Origin of the sequence: Kitasatospora sp. MY 5-36, from assembly GCF_001182915.1 — a bacterium.
Lineage (GTDB): Bacteria > Actinomycetota > Actinomycetes > Streptomycetales > Streptomycetaceae > Kitasatospora.
Genome location: NZ_LFVW01000780.1, coordinates 1 through 4,617 on the forward strand (window position 1 = coordinate 1; position 4,617 = coordinate 4,617).

4 protein-coding genes are annotated in these 4,617 nt (G+C 74.6%); 2 read left to right on the forward strand and 2 right to left on the reverse strand.

Annotated features, from left to right (window positions below):
• On the reverse strand, positions 1–218 hold a 218-nt coding region (locus AE652_RS35835; protein WP_049659187.1), incomplete at its 3' end, for a hypothetical protein.
• 171 nt (positions 219–389) lie between these two features.
• On the opposite strand from AE652_RS35835, the gene AE652_RS35840 reads away from it, so the two are divergent.
• Both AE652_RS35840 and AE652_RS35845 read left to right on the forward strand, forming a co-directional pair.
• Positions 390–1,706: a sensor domain-containing protein gene (locus tag AE652_RS35840; RefSeq protein ID WP_234348661.1), complete on the forward strand. Its 1,317-nt coding sequence runs from the start codon at positions 390–392 to the stop codon at positions 1,704–1,706.
• Positions 1,694–2,347, forward strand: coding sequence for a response regulator transcription factor (locus AE652_RS35845; RefSeq protein WP_049659188.1), 654 nt, complete (start codon positions 1,694–1,696; stop codon positions 2,345–2,347). Before AE652_RS35840 ends, AE652_RS35845 begins: the two co-directional genes overlap by 13 nt.
• Positions 2,348–2,352: 5 nt before the next feature.
• On the opposite strand, the gene AE652_RS35850 is transcribed toward AE652_RS35845, so the two are convergent.
• Positions 2,353–4,617: MFS transporter (locus AE652_RS35850; protein WP_053112461.1), on the reverse strand; the 2,265-nt coding region annotated here is incomplete at its 5' end.

Sequence of the window (4,617 nt, forward strand, 5' to 3'; positions counted from 1 at the left end):
GGCAGCAGCGGCCGGGCCGCGGACCAGGTGATCAGCGGCGCCAGCCCGTCCGCCCGCACGTCGTGCGCCCGGGCCGCCGCCGTCAGGCTCGCCCGCCGGACCCGCGGCACCGGCACCCGGGAGCCGAGCCGGGACCCGCCGAACTTGGCGAAGTCGTACACCAGATTGGTCACCACGCCGAGCAGCAGGGCTCCACCGATCCCCAGCAGCCACTCCATCCCGGTCCCCCACTTCCGCGATCGATCCGCCCATTGTGGAGGCGCCCCGCGTGGCGGCGGAAGGGCCTTCACCCTCGGGGCGGCGGCCTGCGGAGCGATTCCAGGGCGGTCCCGGGGCCGGTGCTAGGGTGATCGAAAAGTCGGCTCGGGGCTCGGAGGCACTGAACAGTCGTGCGGACGCCCAGGATTGACGGGTCCACGGCCCGGCCGACCGTCCACCCTGGCCGCCCGGGCCCGCGCGCCTTCGCCCGGTCCGCGGCTCGCCGCTTCCCCGCCGCCGCCCGCTACCTCCTGCTCTGCCTCGGCACCGGTCTGGCCGCGCTGGTCGGGCTCTGCCTGCTGCTCGTCGTCCTCGCCCTCTGCCTGGTCGGCGTGGGACTGCCACTCCTCCCGCCGGCCCTGCGACTGCTGCGCCGCTCCGCCGACTTCCACCGACGCCGGGTCGGCGCCCGGCTCGGCGGCGAGCGGCTGCACACGCCGTACGGCGACCGGCCGTCTCTACGCGACCCGGCCGTCGGCAAGGACCTGCTCTGGCTGCTCGCCCACGGCACGGCCGGGACGGCCCTGTGCGCCGGCGCCCTCACCCTGTGCAGCCACGCCTTCAACTGGCTGACGGCACCGGTGTGGTGGCAGCTGCTGCCGGACGAGCGCGGGAAGATCATCCTGCTGACCGTCGACTCCTGGCCGATGGCCGCCGCTGCCGCGTTGGGCGGTGTCGGCTACGCCGCCGTCGCCCTGGTCGCACTGCCGCCGCTCGCCGACCTGCACGCCCGGGCCTCCGGCCGGCTGCTGGTCGCCCGGCCCCGCGTCTCGCTCGCCCACCGCGTCCGGGAGCTGACCACCAGCCGGGCCGAGGCGCTGGACGCCCACGCCGCCGAACTGCGCCGGATCGAACGGGACTTGCACGACGGCGCCCAGGCCAACCTGGTGGCCGTCTCGCTCCGGCTCGGCATGATCCGCCGCGCGCTCGACCAACGCCCCGAGCAGGCAGCCGCGTTGGTGGACTCCACCCAACTCGTCGCCGAACAGGCCCTGGAGTCGCTGCGCACCCTGGTGCGCGGCATCCACCCGCCGCTGCTCGCCGACCGCGGCCTGGCCGAGGCCGTACGGTCGCTCGCCGCCCGCTGCGCCGTACCGACCCGGGTCGAGCTGCACAACTCCGATGCTCCCGTGGGCCATTCCGCCGACCCGCCGCCGCCGCGCGCACCGGCCGCCGCCGAGGCCGCGGCCTACTTCGTGGTCTCCGAGGCGCTCGCCAACGTCGCCCGGCACAGCGGCGCCCGCGGCGCCCTGGTCCGGCTGCGGATCACCGCCGCCGCCATCGCCGTCCGGGTCGAGGACGACGGCCGGGGCGGCGCCGTCGAGGGCGCCGGAAGCGGGCTGCCCGGACTGCGCCGCCGGGCCGCCGCGTTCGACGGCACCACCCGCCTGTCCAGCCCGCCCGGGGGCCCGACCATCCTGGAAGTGGAGATCCCGTGCGGATCCTGATCGCCGAGGACAACGCCCTGCTCCGCGAGGGCCTGGTCCTGCTGCTGCACAGCGAGGGACACGAGGTGTGCGCGACCGTCGAGCACGGCGACGACCTGCTGCCCGCCCTGCTCGACCACCGCCCCGACGTCGCCGTGGTCGACGTCCGACTGCCCCCGGACTTCCGCGACGAGGGCCTACGCGCCGCCGTCGAGGCCCGCCGCCGACTGCCCGCGCTGCCCGTCCTGATCCTCTCCCAGTACGTCGAACGCGCCTACGCCGCCGAGCTGCTCGCCGACAGCGCCACCGGCGTCGGCTACCTCCTCAAGGACCGGGTCGGCCGCGCCGAGGAGTTCCTCCAGGCGCTGCGGCGGGTCGCCGAGGGCGGCACCGCGATGGACCCGGAGGTCATCTCCCAGCTGATGGCCCACCGCACCGGCCCCGACCCGCTGGCCGCCCTCACCCCGCGCGAGCGCGAGGTGCTCGCCCTGATGGCCGAGGGCCACAACAACCCGACCATCGCCCGGCTCCTCTTCCTCGCCGAGAGCTCGGTGAACAAGCACATCGGCAGCATCTTCGGCAAGCTCGGCATGCCCACCCCCGACACCGGCCACCGCCGGGTCCGCGCCGTCCTCACCTACCTGCGCACGCTCGCCGATTGACGCGTTCAGCCCTCGGCGGCCGCCAACCGCAGCTGCTCCTCCTCGACGATCAGCGCCGCCAGCGACTGCTCCGACACGTCCACCGCCTCCGGCGTCGACTCCGCCACCTCGCTGCGCCGCGCGTACTCGTCGAACAGCCGGCCCTTCGCCCGCAGCAGGTCCAGCACCCGCTGGTCGACGCTGTCCGCGGCGAGCAGCCGGTGCACCCGTACCCGGCGGACCTGCCCCATCCGGCGCGAGCGGGCCACCGCCTGTTCCTCCAGGGTCGGCTTGACCTGCGGCTCGCACAGGATCACCACCGAGGCCGCCTGGATGTTCAGCCCCACGCCCCCGGCCTGGATCTGGCAGAGCAGCACCGCGTGCCCGGGCGCGGCGCTGAACCCGTCCACCACGTCCTGCCGCCGCGCCGACTCCAGCGAACCGTCGATCGGCCCGAACGCCCGCTGGTCCAGGGCGGTTTGGACGGCCGCCAGGACGTCCCGGAAGAACGAGAAGACCACCACCTTCAGCCCGCCGTCCGCCGCCTCCCGGACGATCTCCAGCAGCCGCTTCAGCTTGGCCGACTCCGCCGGGTCCGCGTACCCGGCGCGGCGCATCGCCGGGAAGTTGCCCGCCGCGACGGCCGACCGGTAGGCGGCGAGGTCGGCGGGCGAGAACTCCTCCCACTCGTCCACGTGCACCACCTCGGGCAGCTCGGTGAGCACGTCCCGCTGGTTGCGGCGCAGGTAGGCCGGGGCGACGGCCTTGCGGAAGGCCGCCGGCCCGGCGGCCGCCGAACCCTGCCGGACCAGCGGCACCAGCGCGGGCTGGAGGTACTCCACCAGGGTGCGGAACTCCTCCACCCGGTTCTCCATCGGCGTCCCGGTGAGGAACAGCACCCGCTCCACCCGCTCCGCCCAGGCGGCCACCGCCCGGGAGCGCTGCGCGGCACGGTTCTTGACGAAGTGCGCCTCGTCCACCACGACCATCCCGACCGCGGCCGACTCCGCCACCTCCGACGCCTCCAGGCGGCGCAGCCCGTCGAAGGTCACCACCGCGACCCCGCCGTCCCGGAGCCACTCGGCGAGCGCCGCCTCCCGCTCCGGTCCGTGCACCCGGAACGCCCGCAGGGTGCTGCGCGACTCGACCTCCCGGATCCAGTTGATCAGGACGCTGGCCGGGCAGACCACCAGGAAGTGGGTGCTCCCCCGGGCCCGCAGGTGCGCCAGCACGGCGATCGCCTGCACCGTCTTGCCGAGGCCCATCTCGTCCCCGATGATCACCCGCCGCTGGGCGAGCGCGAACCGCGCCCCGAACGCCTGGTAGCCGCGCAGCGAGACCCGGCAGTGGGCGTCGTCCAGCGGCTCGGCCCGCACCCGGTCCGACAGGTCCTCCGGCAGGAACCCCTCGGCGGCGGCGAGTTCGACCCCGGCCTCCTCGACGATCCCGCCGAGCACGCCGTAGTAGTCGGCCGAGCGGAGCTCGAAGTCCGTCCACGCCTCGACCGGGTCGAGCGGCGGACGCAGCAGGTCGACCGAGGCCTGGGCGAACAGCACCGGGACCTCCCGCGCCGCGAACCCGACCAGCGCCTCCGCCAGGGACTCGACCGCCGCCAGGCAGAGCATCATCACCAGGCCGCCGGTGCGGTTGCGGTTGGCGAACAGGTGCATCGGGGTGATCGGCTGGTCGGTGCGGCTCTCGACCACGAGGAAGGCGGCGAGCAGGATCGCGCCGGCCGCGAAGGAGCCGAGCGTGATGCCGTCCGACCAGCCGTCCGAGGCGGCCCGGATGAACCCGTAGACCAGGCCGACCAGGCCGAGCGTCGAGGTGAGAGCGCCGGGGAGGTCGAAGCGGCCCGGGTGGCGCTCGGACTCGGCGATGTGGCGCGGCGCGGCGATCGCGATCAGGATGGCGATCGGCACGTTGACGAAGAACACCCAGCGCCAGTTCAGGTACTCGGTGAGCAGACCGCCGGCCAGCAGGCCGATCGCGGCGCCGGAACCCGCCACCGCCGAGAACACGCCGAACGCGCGGTTGCGTTCCGGTCCCTCGTCGAAGTTGGTGGCGATCAGGGCGAAGGCGGTCGGGGAACAGATCGCGCCGCCGATGCCCTGGAGCGCGCGGGCGGCCAGCAGCAGGCTGCTGTCCTGCGCGAAACCACCGAGCAGTGAGGCCAGGCCGAACAGCAGGGTGCCGAAGATGAACACCCTTCGGCGGCCGAGGATGTCACCCGCTCGACCGCCGAGCAGCAGCAGCCCGCCGAAGGTCAGGGTGTAGGCGTTGATGACCCA